The sequence below is a fragment of the Blastococcus deserti genome, from assembly GCF_042682525.1.
GTDB classification, from domain to species: Bacteria; Actinomycetota; Actinomycetes; order Mycobacteriales; family Geodermatophilaceae; genus Blastococcus_B; species Blastococcus_B deserti.
Map to the genome: position 1 here is coordinate 317,243 of NZ_JBHUHP010000010.1, position 16,976 is coordinate 334,218.

Sequence of the window (16,976 nt, forward strand, 5' to 3'; positions counted from 1 at the left end):
GTTCAGGCGACGACGGACAGGGTGTTGATGGTGACCGGGATCGCGGGGGCGCCGTCACCCTGCGGGCCGACGTCCTTGATGCCGCCGGCGGCGACCTCGTCGAGGACCGCCAGGCCGGCCTCGTCCACGGTGCCGACGACGGTGTACTCCGGCGGCAGTTCGGTGTCGACGAAGCACAGGAAGAACTGGCTGCCGGTGGTGCCGGGAGCTGCGGTCTTGGCCATCGCGATGGTGCCCCGCGGATAGGTCGTCTCGGGGGTCACCTCCTCGGCGTACTTGTAGCTGGGCCCGCCGGAGCCGGTCCCGGTCGGGTCGCCGCACTGCAGCACGCCGAAGCTGGGCTGGTTGACCAGGCGGTGGCAGGAGCTGCCGTCGAAGAAGGACTCCTGCGCCAGGTAGGTGAAGCTCGCCGCGGCGCACGGGGCCTTGGCGCGGTCGAGGGTGAGGGTGAGGTCGCCCTGGTCGGTGCTCATCAGGAGGGTGCTGGTGCCCTGCGCGAGCGTGGCCTCGGGGCTGGGCGGGGTGCCGACGTCGGTCAGGTTGGGATTGCCCGAGTCGTCGGCGGCGTAGGTGCAGGTGACCGTGCCGTCGGCGTTCGTCGAGGGCGCCGCGGCGCTGGTGGCCGTGTCCGACGGAGTGGGATCGCCCGCCGCCTCGGCGTCGTCGTCGCCCTTGAAGACGCCGGTGATCAGCAGCGCCGCTCCGACCACGACCAGGACGGCGAGGGCGGAGGCGAGGATGCCCAGGTTCCGGCGGCGCTTCTTCGCCTGTTCGGCGCGGCGCTCCAGTTGGCGCTGCAGGTGACGCTGCGCGGCCTGGCGGCGCTGCTTGTTGGTCGGCACGTGTGCGGTACTCCTCGGACGAACGGGTGCTCGGGCGCTCGGCGGGCGCGTCCCTCGGACGGTTTCCCCCGGCTCGGCGGCCGAGTCTAGGTCCCGAAACTGTGCGTCCCGTGGCGGCGCCCGGGAACGCCCGGCTCCCGGCGGGGCGCCCGAGCCGGCCCGCGTAACCTGCACGGGTGCTCATCCGCTCCTTCCCCGCCGGCGCGTTCGGCACCAACTGCTACGCCGTGGCCTCGGGCCCGGGGCAGGAGTGCGTCGTCGTCGACCCCGGCATGGACGCCGTCGAGCCGCTGGCCCGGATGCTGGCCCAGGACGGGCTCAAGCCGGTGGCCGTGGTCCTGACCCACGGGCACCTGGACCACACCTTCTCGGTGCTGCCGGTGTGCGACGGCTACGACATCCCGGCCTACCTGCACCCGAGCGACTTCGCGATGCTCTCCGACCCGGCGCGGTGGCACGGCCCGCAGCTGGCGCCTCTGATCACCGGGGTGCGGCTGCCCGACCCGTCGGAGGTCCGAGCGCTGGACGACGGCGCCGTGCTCTCGCTGGCCGGCGTGGAGCTGACCGTGCGCCACGCGCCCGGGCACACGCAGGGATCGGTGATGTTCTCCGTCGACCTGGGGGAGGCGCCGGGCCTCCTCGCCGGGGACGTGCTCTTCGCGGGCTCGGTGGGCCGCGTCGACCTGCCCGGCGGCTCGTGGGACGCGATGCTGCGCTCCCTGCGGGACGTCGTCCTGCCGCTGGACGACGCGACCGTCGTCCTGCCCGGCCACGGCCCGGCCACGACGATCGGCCGGGAGCGCGCGACCAACCCCTACCTCGCCGAGGCGGCGGCCGGTGCCGGACCCGAGCCGAGCAGGAGGGGTCTGTGAGCGGCCTCACCGCGCCCAAGGGCGCCTTCGACACGCTGCCGCCGGACTCCGCCCGCTTCCTCGCGGTGCGCGACACGCTGACCGCGCCGCTGCGGCGGGCCGGGTACGGCTACGTCGAGACGCCGGTGTTCGAGCACACCGAGGTCTTCTCGCGGGGGGTGGGGGAGTCCACCGACGTCGTGACGAAGGAGATGTACACCTTCGCCGACCGCGGTGGCCGTTCGCTCACCCTGCGCCCGGAGCTCACGGCCGGGCTGATGCGCGCCTTCATCGAGCACCGGCTGCACGACGGCGCGCTGCCGGTCAAGCTCTGGACCGTCGGCTCGGCGTTCCGCTACGAGCGTCCGCAGGCCGGCCGGTACCGGCACTTCACCCAGGTGGACATGGAGGCCCTCGGCGTCGACGACCCGGCGCTGGACGCCGAGGTGGTGGCGCTCGGTGTGCAGGGGTTCCGCGACCTGGGACTGACCGACTTCGAGCTGCTGCTCACCTCGCTCGGCGACGCCACCTGCCGGCCGCAGTACCGCGAGCTGCTGGTGGCCTACCTGGAGAAGCTCGACCTCGACGAGGAGACCCGGCGGCGCGCGGAGATCAACCCGCTCCGCGTGCTCGACGACAAGCGGCCCGAGGTGCAGGCGCAGCTCGACGACGCCCCGCTGATGGTCGACCACCTGTCGGACTCGACCAGGGCCCACTACGACGCCGTCCGCCAGCACCTCACCGACCTCGGGGTCGCCTGGACCGAGGCGCCGCGACTGGTGCGGGGCCTGGACTACTACACGAAGACCACTTTCGAGTTCCTGCACAACGGGCTCGGCGCGCAGTCGGCGATCGGGGGTGGCGGGCGCTACGACGGCCTGTCCGCGGCGCTCGGCGGCCCCGACGTCTCGGGCATCGGGTACGCGGTCGGTGTCGACCGCACCCTCCTGGCCGTGCAGGCCGAGGGGCTCGACATCGGTGCGACCGCGCGCGTGCAGGCTTTCGTCGTCCCCCTGGGCGCCGAGGCGAAGCGGCTCGCCGTCCGGCTGGTCGCGCAGCTGCGTGCGGCGGGGATCTCGGCGGACACCGTGTACGGGGACCGGGGGCTCAAGGGCTCGATGAAGGCCGCCGACCGGTCCGGCGCCTCGCACGTGGTCGTGGTGGGTGAGCGCGACCTGGTCGCGGGCGTCGGCCAGGTCAAGGACATGCGCACCGGCGAGCAGCGGGCGGTTCCGGTGGGCGAGCTGTTCGACACGGTGCGTGCGAGTGTGGGGAAGTGAGCGCTGTGAGAGCGACGCCCGAGCGAGCATCGCCTCAGGCTGGGGGCACCTCCCGCTTGCGGGGGACAGCGACCGAGGAGCGGAACGAGGGCGGAGCCGAACGATGAGCATGGAATCCCGTCCTCTCGGACGAACCGGCGCCGACGTCAGCGTGATCGGGCTGGGCACGTGGCAGCTCGGCGGTGACTGGGGCAACGTCGACGACGACGCGGCGGGCCAGGTGCTCGACGCCGCCCTGGACGCCGGCGTGACCCTGCTCGACACCGCCGACGTCTACGGCGGCGGCCGGTCGGAGGAGCGCATCCGCAGGGCGCTGGTAGCACGTGCGGACCGGCCCTTCGTCGCCACCAAGGCGGGCCGTCAGGCCAACCCGCACACCGCCGAGCAGTACTCACCGGAGAACCTGCGCGGCTGGATCGACCAGTCCCGGCGCAACCTCGGCGTCGACACCCTGGATCTCGTGCAGCTGCACTGCCCGCCGACCGAGGTGTACTCCGACCAGCGCGTCTACGACGCCCTCGACGGTTTCGTGGCCGACGGCTCCATCGCCGCCTACGGCGTCTCGGTCGAGACCGTCGCGGAGGGGCTGACCGCGTTGCAGCACCCGGGCGTCGCCACCATCCAGGTCATCCTCAACATCTTCCGGCGCAAGCCGCTGGAGGAGCTGCTGCCGGCGGCCGCCCGGGCCGGGGTGGGCATCCTCGCCCGGGTCCCCCTGGCCAGCGGCTTGCTGAGCGGCAAGTACGACGAGTCCACGACGTTCCCGCCCGACGACCACCGCAACTTCAACCGGCGGGGCGAGGCCTTCGACGTCGGCGAGACCTTCTCCGGCGTGCCCTTCGACGTCGGGGTCGCCGCCGCGCGCGAGGTCGCCGAGATCGCCGGGGACGCCGTGCCGCTGGCCGCCTTCGCCCTGCGCTGGGTCATCGACCAGCCCGGCGTCACCACGGTCATCCCGGGCGCGCGCAACGTCACGCAGGTCCGGGGCAACGTCGCGGCCGCGACCCTCGCGCCGCTCACCGATTCCCAGCTCAGCGACCTCGAGCGCGTGTACGACGAGCGCATCCGCGCCCACGTCCACGACCGCTGGTGACCAGAAAGGCTCTTCACGTGCTTCGCACCCACGACGCCGGCTCGCTGCGCGCGTCCGACGCCGGCACCACCGTCACCCTCGCCGGCTGGGTGGCCCGCCGACGCGACCACGGTGGTGTCGTCTTCCTCGACCTGCGCGACGCCTCGGGCTACGTCCAGGTCGTCGTCCGCGAGGAGGAGGCCCACCACCTGCGCAACGAGTACTGCGTGCTCGTGCGAGGTGAGGTGCGCCGCCGCCCCCAGGGGAACGAGAACCCGGAGCTGCCCACCGGCGAGATCGAGGTCGCCACCACCGAGCTGCGGGTGCTGTCGGCCTCCGCGCCGCTGCCCTTCCCCATCGAGACCGACCAGGCGGCCTCGGACGACGTCCGCTACAAGTACCGCTACCTCGACCTGCGGCGGCAGGGCCCGGCGAAGGCCATCCGTCTGCGGTCGGAGGTCAGCCGCATCGCCCGGGAGGTGATGGCGGGGCACGGGTTCGTCGAGGTGGAGACCCCCACCCTCACCCGGTCCACCCCCGAGGGCGCCCGCGACTTCCTCGTGCCGGTCCGGCTGCAGCAGGGCAAGTGGTACGCGCTGCCGCAGTCACCGCAGCTGTTCAAGCAGCTGCTCATGATCGGTGGGCTGGAGCGCTACTACCAGATCGCGCGCTGCTTCCGGGACGAGGACTTCCGTGCCGACCGGCAGCCGGAGTTCACCCAGCTGGACTTCGAGATGAGCTTCGTCGAGCGCGACGACGTGCTGGCCGTCGCCGAGGACGTCGTCCGCGCGCTCTGGCGCGAGCTGGCGTCCTACGAGGTGCCGGAGATCCCGCGGATGACCTACCGCGAGGCGATGGACCGGTTCGGGTCGGACAAGCCGGACCTGCGCTTCGGTATCGAGCTGACCGAGCTGACCGACTACTTCTCCGACACCCCCTTCCGGGTGTTCCAGGCCCCCTACGTCGGCGCCGTCGTCATGCCCGGTGGGGGCTCGCAACCGCGCCGGGCGTTCGACGCCTGGCAGGACTGGGCCAAGTCCCGCGGCGCCCGCGGCCTGGCCTACGTCACCGTCGGCGACGACGGCACGCTCGGCGGCCCGGTGGCGAAGAACATCTCCGACGCCGAGCGGGAGGGGCTGGTCGAGGCCGTCGGTGCGAAGCCGGGTGACTGCGTCTTCTTCGCCGCCGGCCAGCGCCGCTCGTCGCAGGAGCTGCTCGGGGCGGCGCGGAACGAGATCGCCAAGCGGCTGGAGCTGATCGAGCCGGGCACCTGGTCGTTCCTGTTCGTCGTGGACTTCCCGATGTTCGAGCAGACCGAGGACGGCGCCTGGACGTTCATGCACCACCCCTTCACCTCGCCCACCCCCGAGTGGCGGGAGACCTTCGCGGAGAACAAGGGTGAGGCGCTGTCGGACGCCTACGACCTGGTGGTGAACGGGAACGAGCTGGCCAGCGGCTCGGTGCGGATCCACGACGCCGCGCTGCAGGAGAAGGTGTTCGAGACCCTCGGCATGTCACGCGAGGAGGCCCGGGAGCGGTTCGGGTTCTTCCTGGAGGCGTTCGCCTACGGCCCGCCGCCGCACGCCGGCGCCGCCATCGGCTGGGACCGCACCTGCGCGCTGCTGTCGGGCGTCGAGTCGATCCGCGAGGTCATCGCCTTCCCGAAGACCGGTGCCGGCTTCGACCCGCTCACCGGTGCGCCGACGCCGATCACCGAGGCGCAGCGCAAGGAGGCCGGCATCGACGCCATCCCGGAGGAGCCGCCGCTGCCCGGCGAGCCCGGCGCACCGGGGCCGACGAACCCGGCGCACTGAGGGCGGACGTCTCCCCCGAGCCGATCATCGGCATGTGGCTGTCGCGACCGGCGTGTCTATCCGCCACATGCCGATGATCAACTGGAGGGGGACCGCCATCCCCGGCTGACGAGGGCGCGGCGTGTTCGCTCGACCACGGCCGTGGGTCCGTGGACGTGCCGGTTGGCGAACCTCAGCACGAGCCAGCCGCCGGCCGCCATGAGGGAATACCGGTCGATGTCCCGCCCGAACTGCTCGTCGTCCGCGTGCTGCCGGCCCTCGTACTCGAGCAGGACGCGCCACTCCGGGTAGCCGAGATCGCCGTGCGAGACCACCCGGCCCCACCGGTCCTGCACGGGCACCTGCGGCTCCGGGTGCGGCAGATCACTGGTCACGAGCCAGTAGCGCATCAGGCTCTCCGGGCGGGACATGGCCAGTGGGGACAGGATCGGTGCGCATGCGCGGGCCCGGACCACCCCACGCACTCGACCGGCTCTCGACAGTCGCTCCCCGATGGTGGCGGCGGTCATGTGCCCGGCGCGACGGAGTGCGTCGCCCACGGCCACCAGCTCCCAGGGCGGCAGCACGGCGGCCAGGTCGAGGAAGGTCTGCGCGCCGGACGTCAGGCGCAGGTCACGGTGGACGACCACGTCCGGTCCACCCAACCGCCGGGCGTGGACGACCAACCCGCTGTGCTGGGGCAGGACCCGGCGCGGGGTGAGCACGACGTGCGGACGGAGGGGGGCGTCCACCGGTGCGCCGAGCAGCGCGGCGGCGGTGGCATGGCTGAAGGCGGCGTCCGGCGGGAGCAGGGAGGCGAGGAGTTGCAGGCGCTCGCACTCGTCGATCGCGTCGTCGAGGCGCACGGTCAGGTCGTGGGCGAGCCGGAGGTACCGGCTTCCGCGCAGGACGCCTCGGGTCAGGCCGGCAGCTCGTGCGGACGCGGCGGAGTAGGACGGAGGCAGCGGCATTCCCCGACCCTGGGGCCGGCGGCACCCTCAGCACGCTCCGCGCAGGGATCTGTGGACGGCACCCGGTTGATCATCGGCAAGTGGCTGGTCGACACGCCGGCGGCGACCGCCGGATGACGATGATCAACCGGGGCTAGGAGGTGGACGCGTCAACTCGCGTCAACTCGCGTCAACTCGCGTCCAGGCGGGCCAGCTGGTCGGCGCTGAGCTGCAGGTCGGCGGCGGCGGCGGAGTCGACGATGGACGCGGGACGGGAGGCGCCCGGGATCGGGATGACGACGTCGGCCTGCGCCAGGTGCCAGGCCAGCGTCACCTGGTAGACCGAGACGCCCAGCTCGTCGGCCACCTCCGCGAACGCCGGCGCCGCGGCATCCAGCGAGCCTGCGGCCGACACCCCGCCGAACGGGCTCCACGGCAGCCACGCCAGCCCGTGCTTCGCGCAGTGCTCCAGCTCGACCGCCGACGAGCGGTACCCGGGGGAGAACTGGTTCTGCACGCTGACCAGCGCCTCACCCAGGACCGCCCGGGCGGAGTCGATCTGGGGGATCGACGCGTTCGAGATCCCGACCATGCGCACGAGGCCGTCGTCGTACAGCGCCCGCAGGGCGGCCATCGACACCTCCCACGGCGTGGCCGGATCGGGCCGGTGGAGCTGGTAGAGACCGATCGCCTCCACGCCCAGCCGCCGCAGGGACGCCTCGCACGCCCGCCGCAGGTAGGACGGCGACCCGTCGAGACCCCACTCGCGGCCGGCGCGGGTGTGCCCGCCCTTGGTGGCGACGAGCACGTCGCCGGCGCCGGGACCGTAGGAGGCCAGCGCCTCGGCCACCAGCGACTCGTTGTGCCCGAACTCCGACTCGTCCCACGAGTAGGCGTCGGCCGTGTCGATCAGCGTGACGCCGGCGTCCAGCGCGGCGTGGACGGTCGCGACGGCGTCCTCGCGGGCGGGCCGGTCCTCCTTGGTGGACAGCGGCATGGCGCCGAGACCGATGGCGCCGACGGTCACGTTCCCGATGCGTCTGTGCTCCACGGGCCTGTCGTGCCCCGCGGGTAGCGTCGCAACCGTGAGTTCGCTGTTCGACGCGCCCGAGGAGACCGGGCCGGCGCCGGTCGACCCGGGCGCGCCGCTCGCGGTCCGCATGCGACCGCGGTCGCTCGACGAGGTCGTCGGCCAGCAGCACCTGCTCGGTCCGCGCGCGCCGCTGCGAAGACTGGTCGAGTCCGACGAGCCGATGTCGCTGGTCCTCTACGGCCCGCCCGGTACCGGCAAGACCACCCTCGCCCACGTCATCTCACTGGCGACCAAGCGGCAGTTCGTCCAGCTCTCGGCCCTCGACGCGGGGGTCAAGGAGGTCCGGGCGGTCATCACCGCGGCCAAGCGCGAGCTCACCTACGCCGGCCGCCGCACGGTGCTCTTCATCGACGAGGTCCACCGGTTCTCCAAGACCCAGCAGGACTCCCTGCTGTCCGCCGTGGAGGACCGGATCGTCAGCCTCATCGCGGCGACCACGGAGAACCCGTTCTTCTCCGTGGTCAGCCCGCTGCTGTCGCGCAGCCTCGTGCTGTCCCTGCAGCCGCTGTCGGACGACGACATCCGTGCCGTGCTCCGCCGGGCGCTCACCAGCGACCGGGGGCTCGACGGGGCGGTGACCCTCACCGAGGAGGCCGAGGAGCACCTGGTCCGCGTGGCCGGCGGCGACGCCCGCAAGGCGCTGACGGCCCTCGAGTCCGGCGCCGGCGCGGCCAGGGCCGCGGGCGCCGACGTCCTGGACCTCGCGACGCTGGAGACGGCCGTCGCCCAGGCCGCGGTCCGCTACGACCGGCAGGGCGACCAGCACTACGACGTCGCCAGCGCCCTCATCAAGTCGATCCGCGGCAGCGACGTCGACGCCGCCCTGCACTACCTGGCCCGCATGGTGGAGGCGGGGGAGGACCCGCGGTTCATCGCCCGGCGGCTGGTCATCTCCGCCAGCGAGGACATCGGCATGGCCGACCCCACGGCGCTGCTCACCGCCGTCGCGGCGGCCGACGCCGTGGCCTTCATCGGCATGCCGGAGGGGCACTTCCCGCTGGCCCAGGCCGTCGTCCACCTGGCGACCGCGCCGAAGTCGAACGCCGTCACCGTGGCCCTGAGCGAGTCGGTCGCCGACGTCCGCGCCGGCCTGGCCGGCCCGGTGCCGCCCGGGCTCCGCGACGCGCACTACGCCGGCGCGAAGAAGCTCGGTCACGGCGCGACCTACGTCTATCCGCACGCGCACCCCGACGGCGTCGTCCCGCAGCAGTACCCGCCCGACGCGCTGGTGGGGAAGGACTACTACCGCCCCACCGGGCGGGGAGTGGAGGCCAGGCTCGGCGAGCGGCTGGCCAAGCTGCGGGCCATCGTGCGGCGCGGCCGCTGAGCCCCCCGCGAGCGGCCGGCGACGAGGGCGGTGGGCAGCCTGCCGATACGACTCCGGGGACCGGCCGCCGCGCGACTACTGTGACCACGCCGGGCCGAACCCGAGACGATCGAGCCGGGCGAACCACAGACCCAGAACAGGAGCGCGCGTGTCCGTAGGAGAGATCGCCGGGCTGGTCGCCGCCGGCGCCTTGGTGCTGCTGGTGGTGCTGCTGGCCGTGCCGCTGCTCAAGCTCGGGCGCACGCTCGACGAGACCACGCTGACCATCCGGCAGGTGCGCGAGCAGAGCGCGCCGATCCTGTCGCAGGCCAGCACGACGGTCACCCACGTCAACAGCAACCTCGAGCGCGTGGACGACATCACCGGCAACGCGGCCAACGTGTCGAGCAACGTCGCCGCGCTGACCAGCGTCGTCGCCGCCACCCTCGGCAGCCCGCTGATCAAGGTCGCCGCCTTCAGCTACGGCGTGCGCAGCGCCGTGAAGAAGCGGCGCGAGGGCCAGGCGATCGCCGAGGCGGCTCAGCGGGACAAGGAGGCACGGCGGGCGCGCCGTGCCGCGCGGCGGGCCGCCTGATGCGCCGGCTGTTCTGGCTGGCGATGGGCATCACCATCGGGGCCCTGGTCGTGCGCAAGCTCAGCCGCGCCGCGGAGAAGATGACCCCCGCGGGCATCGCCGGATCCATCGCCGAGGGCCTGCGCGACCTCGCCGAGGCGATCGGCGACTTCGGGGCCGACATCCGGGCCGCCGCCGCGGAACGGGAGGCGGAGCTGCGCGCGGGCACGGGCCTGGACGCGCCGCTGCCCACCGGCGACCAGGTGCAGCTGCCCGGCCGCCAGCTTCCCGGACGGCACGGTGCGCACAGCGCTGATTGATGTGGCCGACAGCTGACGCCCGTCGCGGGCGCCCGACATCGAGCACCCGACTCGCAGAACTGAGTGAGACCTGATGCAGACCGCCGAGATCCGCCGTCGCTTCCTCGAGCACTTCGCCCAGCGCGACCACACCGTCGTCCCCAGCGCGTCACTGGTGTCACCGGACCCGTCGCTGCTGTTCACCGTGGCCGGCATGGTGCCGTTCATCCCGTACCTGACCGGCCGCGAGCCCGCGCCGTTCCCCCGGGCCACCAGCGTGCAGAAGTGCGTGCGCACCCTCGACATCGAGGAGGTGGGCAAGACCACCCGGCACGGCACGTTCTTCCAGATGAACGGCAATTTCTCCTTCGGCGACTACTTCAAGGAAGGCGCGATCCAGTACGCGTGGGAGCTGATCACCGGGAAGCTGGAGGACGGCGGGCTCGGCTTCGACCCCGACACGATCTGGGCGACGGTCTACCTGGACGACGACGAGGGCGCCGACGCCTGGCACCGCATCGCCGGGCTGCCCAAGGAGCGCATCCAGCGCCTGGGCAAGAAGGACAACTACTGGCACACCGGCGCGCCCGGCCCGGCCGGCCCCTGCTCGGAGATCTACATCGACCGCGGCGCCGAGTACGGGCCCGACGGCGGCCCGGCAGTCGACACCGCCGGTGACCGGTTCCTGGAGATCTGGAACCTCGTCTTCATGCAGTACGAGATCGACGAGGTGCGGAGCAAGGAGGAGTTCCGCGTCCTCGGCGAGCTGCCGAAGAAGAACATCGACACCGGCATGGGTCTGGAGCGGGTGGCCTACCTGCTGCAGGGCGTCGACAACATGTACGAGATCGACGAGGTCTCCCCGGTGTTGCGCCGGGCGGCCGAGCTGGCCGGCGTCACCTACGGCCGCGACCACGACACCGACGTCCGGCTGCGGGTGGTCGCCGACCACGTGCGCAGCGGGCTCATGCTCATCGGCGACGGCGTCACGCCGGGCAACGAGGGCGGCGGCTACATCCTGCGCCGCCTGCTGCGCCGCGCCGTCCGGTCGATGAAGCTGCTCGGCGTCGACGAGGCCACGCTGCCCGAGCTGCTGCCCGTGTCGCGGGACGCGATGAGCGCCAGCTACCCGGAGCTCGCCACCGACTTCGGCCGCATCTCGGCCGTCGCCTACGCCGAGGAGGAGGCGTTCCGCCGCACCCTGTCGGCCGGGACGACGCTGTTCGACACCGCCGTGAAGCAGGCCAAGGCCTCCGGGACGCCGACGCTCTCGGGCGACCAGGCGTTCTCGCTGCACGACACCTACGGCTTCCCGATCGACGTCACCCTCGAGATGGCCGCCGAGCAGGGGGTGACCGTCGACGAGGAGGGCTTCCGGGCGCTCATGAAGGAGCAGCGCGAGCGGGCCCGGGCCGATGCCCGGGCCAAGCGCACCGGCTCGGTCGACGTGCTGGCCTACCGTCGCCTGCTCGCCGAGCACGGGCCGACGGACTGGCAGGCCTACGACACCCTGCGCACCGACTCGCGCGTGCTGGCGCTGGTGCCCGAGGAGGAGGGCGGCGCGGAGGTCACCGGCCCCGGGGAGATCGTGCGCGTCGTCCTGGATCGCACGCCGTTCTACGCGGAGTCCGGCGGGCAGGTCGCCGACGCCGGCGTCCTCACCTGGGACGGCGGGCGCGCCGAGGTCATCGACGTGCAGCGCCCGGTCAAGGGCCTGGTCGCCCATCAGGTGCGGGTCCTCGAGGGCGAGCTGCGCCCGGGGGCCGAGCTGACCGCCGAGGTCGACTACGAATGGCGGCTCTCGGCGTGCCAGGCGCACTCGGGCACCCACGTCCTGCACGCCGCGCTGCGCCAGGTGCTCGGCCCGCAGGCCCTGCAGTCCGGGTCCTACAACCGCCCCGGCTACCTGCGGCTGGACTTCGCCTGGCAGGGGGCGCTCACCCCGCAGCAGCGCACCGACATCGAGGACGTCGCCAACGCCGCCGTCCGCGCCGACCACCGCGTCACCGCCAGCTACATGACCCTGCCCGAGGCGCAGGCGTTCGGTGCGCTGGCGCTGTTCGGCGAGACCTACGGCGAGCAGGTGCGCGTCGTCGAGATCGGCGGCCCCTGGTCGCGCGAGCTCTGCGGTGGCACGCACGTGCGGGGGAGCGCGCAGATCGGCACCCTGGCGCTGACCGGCGAGTCCTCGGTCGGCTCCGGCGCCCGCCGCGTGGAGGCGGTCGTGGGCCTGGAGGGCTTCCGGTACCTGGCCCGCGAGCGCGACCTGGTCCGGCAGCTCGCCGACCTGCTGAAGTCGCCGTCCGACAACCTGGTGGAGCGGGTCAGCGGCATGCTGGCGCGGCTGCGCGACGTCGACAAGGAGCTGGCCGAGCTGCGGGCGCAGCAGTCGGTCGCGGCGGCCGGTCAGCTGGCCGCGGCGGCCAAGGACGTCGCCGGCGTCGCGGTGGTCACCGGTTCGCCCTCGGGCCTGGCCGGTGGCGACCTGCGCACCCTGGCGCTGGACGTGCGGGGGCGGCTGCCCGGTGACCGGCCGGCCGTCGTCCTGCTCGCGTCCGAGACCGGTGGCAAGGTGGCACTCGTGGCCGCCCTGAACCCGGCGGCACTCGAGCGGGGGCTGTCGGCCAACGACGTGCTGCGGGCAGCCGCGGCACCGGTCGGCGGCCGCGGCGGAGGCAAGGCGGACGTCGCCCAGGGCGGCGGCACCGATCCCGCGGGGATCCCCGCGGCACTGCAGGCCGGCGAGCAGGCGGTCGCGACCGCCACGGGAAGGTGACCAACGTGCCCGGAACCGAGTACAACCCCGAGGACACCGGCCCGGTCGGCGGACGGCGTCGTGACCTGCCGGCCGTGCCGCCGGCGCGCCCGCGCGCGACCCCGCCCGCGGCGCCGGAGCCGACGTACCACCCGACCACGGAGATCGACCTGAGCCGCGGCTTCCCCCCGGTGTCGAACGAGACCAGCGAGATCGACCTCAGCGGCGGCTGGCCGCAGCACCTCAAGGTGCCGCCGCGGCAGCCGGGGTCGGGCCGCCGGGGCGGCCGCGTTCTGGGCGTGGACGTCGGGACGGTGCGGGTCGGCCTAGCCCTGTCGGACCCGACGGGCACGCTGGCCAGCCCGCTGGAGACCCTCCGCCGGGCCAAGGACAGGTCCGACATCGACCGGCTGGCCGCCCTCGTGGTGGAACACGAGGTGACGGAGGTGGTGGTGGGGGAGCCGGTGCATCTGTCCGGTGCGTCGGGAGCCTCCGCCCAGGACGCCAACGATTACGCTCAGGAACTAGCCGACCGCATTCCGGATGTGCCGGTGATCCTGATCGACGAAAGGCTCTCCACCGTGACCGCAGCCAGTCACCTGCGTGAGGGCGGCATCGACAGCCGCAAGCAGCGCCCGGTGATCGACCAGGCGGCCGCCGTGGTCATCCTGCAGCAGTTCCTCGATACCCGGCGGCAACGCTCGTGAGCGACCTCGGCGGGGGGCGGCACGCCTCGCCCGACAGCCGGTTCCCGCGCACCGAGGCCCTCGGCTTCGGCGTCCCGCGGTACGAGCCGGCGCGGTACGAGGTCGCCCCGTACGTGACCGGCGGCCTCGAGGCGATCGGGCCGGAGCCCCGGAGCCGGTTGCACCGCGGATCCGGCGTCCTGGACCGGCACGCCGACGAGACCGGCCCGCTCGCCGAGCCCGACTGGTGGTCCTACGCCTCCAGCGACCACCCCGACCACCCGCTGAGCGCGCGCCACGGCGGCGGCGACCCGGGGTCCACCCGGTGGGGCGCCGGCGACGACCTGCCGCAGTCCCATCCGTCCGCGCCGATCCCGCCCCGTCCTCCTGGCGTGTGGGACCGGCTGCACCCGCGCCAGCAGCCGGGCGACGACGCGGAGACCGTGGCGCAGCCGCTGCTCCCGGGCCCGCACCATGACCCGCACCATGACACGCACCATGACACGCGCCATGACACGCGCCATGACACGCGCCTGGACACGCACCTGGACAGGCGGAGCCACGGCGAGGAGACTCCCGGGCCCGTGGGCGGTTTCCGCTCGTCCGACGACCGTGCCGACGACGGGGTCGCGGACGCGCACCACCTCGACCCCGACGACGGGCACGGCTGGGAGGACCAGACCGGTGGCCTCGAGGTCATCGGTGCCCACGTCGAGGAGGAGGAGCCGCGTCGGCGGGGCCGCCGCGGGCGCCGCGCCCGGGCCGAGCGGCCGGAGCCGGGGCGGCACGCCGCGGACCCCCTCGACGAGGACTCGCTCGTGCACGACGAGGCGTTCGGCGAGGACATCCCGGTCAAGCCCTACGACCGGCGGACGGGGCGCAGCCGCCGGCGCCGCAGCCCGGTGGCCGTGATCGTCTCCCTGCTGGTGCTCGCCGGCATCGTGGTCGGCATCGTCCTCGGGGGCCAGAAGCTGATCGAGCTCGTCAACCCGACCGCGCGCGACTACACCGGTCAGGGCGCCGGCGAGGTGCAGATCCGGGTCCAGGACGGCGACACGCTCAGCGACATCGGCCGCACGCTGGTGGAGGCCGACGTCATCGCCTCCGTGGGGCCCTTCGTCGACGCCGCCGAGACCAACGCGGCCTCGGTCGGCATCCAGCCGGGCGTGTACCAGATGCGGCTGCAGATGAGCGGTCGCGCCGCGCTGGACCTGATGCTGGATCCGGTGTCCCGGCTGCTCTCGCGGGTCACGCTGCCCGAGGGGCTCACCGTCGAGCGGACCCTGGCCCGCATCGCCGAGGAGACCGGCCGGCCGATCGAGGAGTACCGGGCCGCCGCGGCCGACACCGCGTCGCTGGGCCTGCCGGCCTACGCCAATGGCCAGCTGGAGGGCTTCCTCTTCCCGGCCACGTACGAGGTGGAGCCCGACGACCCACCGGCCGACATCCTGCGAGCCATGGTCACGCGCGGGGTGCAGGTGCTCGACCAGCTGCAGGTCCCGGTCGAGCAGCGGCTCACCGTCGTGACCAAGGCCAGCCTCGTGCAGGCCGAGGCCGGTTCGGTCGAGGACATGGGCAAGGTCGCCCGGGTGGTGGAGAACCGGATCGCCGACGGCATGCCGCTGCAGATGGACTCCACGGTGAACTACGCCAACGGCAAGGGCGGGATCACCACGTCGGTCCAGGACCGGGCCAACCCCTCGCCGTACAACACCTACCTGCACCCGGGGCTGCCGCCGGGCGCCATCAACAACCCGGGCGAGGACGCCTTGCGCGCGGTGCTCAGCCCGACCCCGGGGGACTGGCGCTTCTTCGTGGTCGTCGACCCCGACACCGGGGACACCCGGTTCGCGGTGACCGGAGCCGAGCACCAGCAGAACGTGCTGCTGTTCCAGCAGTGGCTGCGGGAGCACCCAGAGGGATGAGGGCCGCGGTCCTCGGACGTCCCGTGGCCCACTCGCTCTCCCCGGTCCTGCACCGGGCGGCCTACGCGGCGCTCGGGCTGGTCGACTGGACCTACGACGCCCTGGACATCGGGGCCGAGGACCTCCCGGTGCTCCTGGCCGGTCTCGGCGAGGAGTGGCGGGGGTTCTCGGTGACCATGCCGTGCAAGCAGGCGGCCGTGGACGTCGCCGACGTGGTGGAGCCGCTGCCGCGGCTGCTGCACGCCGCGAACACCCTGGTGCGCACCGATGCGGGCTGGCGGGCGGAGAACACCGACGTCACCGGCATCGGCATGGCGCTGCAGCTGGCCGGGGTCGAGCAGGTGGGCGCGGCCGTGGTCGTCGGCTCCGGGGGGACGGCGGCCGCCGCGGCGGTGGCGCTGGCCTCCCTCGGCGCCGAGCACGTCGACGTCGTCGTCCGCGAGCCGTCGCGGGCCGGGGACGTCATGGGGGTGCTGGCCGCCCTGGGCGTGCCGGCCACGGTCACGCCCCTGGCCGGGGCCGTCCTCGACGCCCCGCTGGTGGTCAGCACCGTCCCGGTGGACGCCCAGCCGGCGCTGCTGTCGCTGCCCTGGCGGGCGGACCACACCGTCCTCGACGTGCTCTACGCCCCGTGGCCGACCGTGCTCGCCGAGCACGTCGCGGGTCTCGGCGGCACGGTCGCCGGGGGCCTGGACGTGCTCTTCTGGCAGGCGACCGTGCAGGTGGAGCTGATGACCGGCCGGCCCGCGCCGATCGAGGCCATGCGCCGCGCACTGGACGCGGCGCTCGCCGCCCGCTGAGCGCGTGGAGCCCGGCCGGCCGGTGACGCTCGGCCTCGTGCTGATCGCGGCGGTCCTCGTCGGGCCGCGGCTGTCCCGCGTGACCGTCCGCATGGCCGCCCGCGACGACGCCGCCGTGCCGTCCGCGCTGCGGACCGGCGTCACCTCCGCTCTGCTGGCGGGCCTGCTGGCCGGCGCCGTCGGGCTGACCGGCCTGCGCCCGGCGACGCTGGCGCTGGCGTGGGCGGCCGGGGCGGCCGTCGTCCTCGGGGCGGTCGACCTCGCCATGCATCGACTGCCCGACCGCATCACGTTCCCCGCCTACGCCGTCTGCGCCGCCGCCCTGCTGGCCGATGCGGCGCTGCTGGGCACGTGGGCCGCCCTCGTCCGGGCGGTCCTCGCCGCGGCGGCCGCCTTCGCCCTCGCCGCCGGCGCGGCGGCGATCTCGCCGCAGGGGCTGGGGTTCGGCGACGTGAAGCTCCTGGGCCTGCTCGGCCTGGTCCTGGGCTGGTTCGGCTGGGGCATCCTCCTGGCCGGGGTCTTCCTCGGCCTGCTCACCGGGGCCATCGCCTCGCTGCTCCTCCTGGCCACCCGCCGGGCGGGCTGGCGGACCGCGGTCCCGTTCGGCCCGCCCCTCCTGGCCGGCGCCGTCCTGGCGCTGACCCTGGGCACGGTCTCCCTCGGCTGAGCGGACGGCCCCTCCCGAGGGGGACCGCCCGAGCCTGGTGATGGCATGGAGCCGCCACCCTTCAGGGACCCGCCCGAGCCTGC

General features: G+C 73.8%; 15 protein-coding genes. 12 read left to right on the plus strand and 3 right to left on the minus strand.

Features of this window, described 5'->3' with window-relative positions:
* Positions 1–2 precede the first annotated feature (2 nt).
* Positions 3–842, minus strand: a complete 840-nt coding sequence (locus ACFSHS_RS12315) for a peptidylprolyl isomerase (protein ID WP_376876064.1) — start codon at positions 840–842, stop codon at positions 3–5.
* Between the two features lie 176 nt (positions 843–1,018).
* Between ACFSHS_RS12315 and ACFSHS_RS12320 the strand changes: the two genes are divergently transcribed.
* The 4 genes from ACFSHS_RS12320 to aspS all read left to right on the plus strand — a co-directional run bounded on the left by ACFSHS_RS12320 (position 1,019) and on the right by aspS (position 5,859).
* Positions 1,019–1,714: an MBL fold metallo-hydrolase gene (locus ACFSHS_RS12320; protein WP_376876067.1), complete on the plus strand. Its 696-nt coding sequence runs from the start codon at positions 1,019–1,021 to the stop codon at positions 1,712–1,714.
* The gene (gene hisS / locus ACFSHS_RS12325; RefSeq protein WP_376876070.1) at positions 1,711–2,973 is read left to right on the plus strand and encodes a histidine--tRNA ligase; all 1,263 of its coding nucleotides are present in this window, start codon (positions 1,711–1,713) and stop codon (positions 2,971–2,973) included. The genes ACFSHS_RS12320 and hisS overlap by 4 nt, the downstream gene beginning before the upstream one ends.
* Positions 2,974–3,082: 109 nt before the next feature.
* Positions 3,083–4,066, plus strand: coding sequence for an aldo/keto reductase (locus ACFSHS_RS12330; protein ID WP_376876073.1), 984 nt, complete (start codon positions 3,083–3,085; stop codon positions 4,064–4,066).
* A gap of 17 nt (positions 4,067–4,083) precedes the next feature.
* Positions 4,084–5,859, plus strand: a complete 1,776-nt coding sequence (gene aspS / locus ACFSHS_RS12335; RefSeq protein WP_376876076.1) for an aspartate--tRNA ligase — start codon at positions 4,084–4,086, stop codon at positions 5,857–5,859.
* Between the two features lie 77 nt (positions 5,860–5,936).
* On the opposite strand, the gene ACFSHS_RS12340 is transcribed toward aspS, so the two are convergent.
* Both ACFSHS_RS12340 and ACFSHS_RS12345 read right to left on the minus strand, forming a co-directional pair.
* A complete protein-coding gene (locus ACFSHS_RS12340) occupies positions 5,937–6,809 on the minus strand; it encodes an endonuclease domain-containing protein (RefSeq protein WP_376876079.1) in 873 nt (290 codons plus the stop codon).
* Positions 6,810–6,978: 169 nt separating this feature from the next.
* Positions 6,979–7,839 carry an aldo/keto reductase gene (locus tag ACFSHS_RS12345; RefSeq protein ID WP_376876082.1) on the minus strand — a complete coding sequence of 287 codons (861 nt, stop codon included), beginning with the start codon at positions 7,837–7,839 and terminating at the stop codon, positions 6,979–6,981.
* Positions 7,840–7,873: 34 nt separating this feature from the next.
* Here ACFSHS_RS12345 and ACFSHS_RS12350 point away from each other — a divergent pair, with 34 nt between their 5' ends.
* The 8 genes from ACFSHS_RS12350 (at position 7,874) to ACFSHS_RS12385 (ending at position 16,893) form a co-directional block, all read left to right on the plus strand.
* Positions 7,874–9,208 (plus strand): replication-associated recombination protein A, encoded by a 1,335-nt coding sequence (locus ACFSHS_RS12350; protein WP_376876085.1) that lies wholly within the window; start codon positions 7,874–7,876, stop codon positions 9,206–9,208.
* A 148-nt stretch (positions 9,209–9,356) separates the two neighbouring features.
* The gene (locus ACFSHS_RS12355; protein ID WP_376876088.1) at positions 9,357–9,782 is read left to right on the plus strand and encodes a DUF948 domain-containing protein; all 426 of its coding nucleotides are present in this window, start codon (positions 9,357–9,359) and stop codon (positions 9,780–9,782) included.
* The gene (locus tag ACFSHS_RS12360; protein ID WP_376876091.1) at positions 9,782–10,081 is read left to right on the plus strand and encodes a hypothetical protein; all 300 of its coding nucleotides are present in this window, start codon (positions 9,782–9,784) and stop codon (positions 10,079–10,081) included. Before ACFSHS_RS12355 ends, ACFSHS_RS12360 begins: the two co-directional genes overlap by 1 nt.
* A 73-nt stretch (positions 10,082–10,154) precedes the next feature.
* Complete coding sequence (gene alaS / locus ACFSHS_RS12365; RefSeq protein ID WP_376876094.1) at positions 10,155–12,836, plus strand: alanine--tRNA ligase; 2,682 nt, start codon at positions 10,155–10,157, stop codon at positions 12,834–12,836.
* Positions 12,837–12,910: 74 nt separating this feature from the next.
* Positions 12,911–13,522, plus strand: coding sequence for a Holliday junction resolvase RuvX (ruvX, locus tag ACFSHS_RS12370; protein WP_376876096.1), 612 nt, complete (start codon positions 12,911–12,913; stop codon positions 13,520–13,522).
* Complete coding sequence (gene mltG, locus ACFSHS_RS12375; protein ID WP_376876099.1) at positions 13,519–15,426, plus strand: endolytic transglycosylase MltG; 1,908 nt, start codon at positions 13,519–13,521, stop codon at positions 15,424–15,426. Before ruvX ends, mltG begins: the two co-directional genes overlap by 4 nt.
* Positions 15,423–16,226, plus strand: a complete 804-nt coding sequence (locus tag ACFSHS_RS12380) for a shikimate dehydrogenase (protein WP_376876102.1) — start codon at positions 15,423–15,425, stop codon at positions 16,224–16,226. Before mltG ends, ACFSHS_RS12380 begins: the two co-directional genes overlap by 4 nt.
* A gap of 4 nt (positions 16,227–16,230) precedes the next feature.
* Positions 16,231–16,893: a prepilin peptidase gene (locus tag ACFSHS_RS12385; protein WP_376876105.1), complete on the plus strand. Its 663-nt coding sequence runs from the start codon at positions 16,231–16,233 to the stop codon at positions 16,891–16,893.
* The last annotated feature ends 83 nt before the right edge of the window (positions 16,894–16,976 follow it).